This window comes from Paenibacillus sp. 01T422 (genome assembly GCF_056398785.1).
Genome location: NZ_JBFTQB010001531.1, coordinates 1 through 604 on the forward strand (window position 1 = coordinate 1; position 604 = coordinate 604).

A 604-nucleotide genomic window follows, 5' to 3' on the forward strand; every position below is an offset into this window, starting at 1 on the left:
ATCCGTGACCGGCCAGCCATGCCCGTGCGGATGAATTTTTTGTTTACCAATATCAAGTCCTGTTTTTACCAAGTACAAATGATCCAGATTAATTAACCATGCCCAAGGTGCATCGCCTAACGTACTTAACCCGGTTTCACCATCCCATTGTGCTTTTTTCCAATAGCCCCATGCTTCTTTTTCGTTCGTTGCTCGTAAAGCTTGACTCATATATCCTTCAACCTTCGAGTTGCTGTAGTACCCAGGGTTGTAATAGTCCACTCCGCCATATTTACTGCTGTAAACGTTATACATCTCCAAGGGATCATGACTTCCCCATCCAAAAAGAACGGGATTCGCGTGCATTTGTTTCTCAAGGTCATCCCAGCTTTTGCCTTCTGCCTTCACTTGGATGCCCAGAGGCTTAAGCATGTCTGCCGATGCAATGGCAAGTGATTGACGCGTCACATCACTGGAAGGATACAGCAGATTAAACGCTGCTTTCAGTGTTCCTTTTTCAACGACTCCGTCATTATCAGTATCCTTCCAACCGTTATCTGCGAGTATTTTCTTCGCTGCTTGCAGATCCGCGTCAGCAAAAACAGCTTCGGGATTAAACCAAGGA

At 45.7% G+C, this 604-nt stretch carries 1 protein-coding gene; it reads right to left on the minus strand.

Going from position 1 to position 604, the window contains the following annotated elements; translation table 11 throughout:
* Window positions 1-604, minus strand: a 604-nt coding sequence (locus AC1DUA_RS40010; RefSeq protein ID WP_477504930.1) for an ABC transporter substrate-binding protein, incomplete at both ends; no start/stop codon positions are given.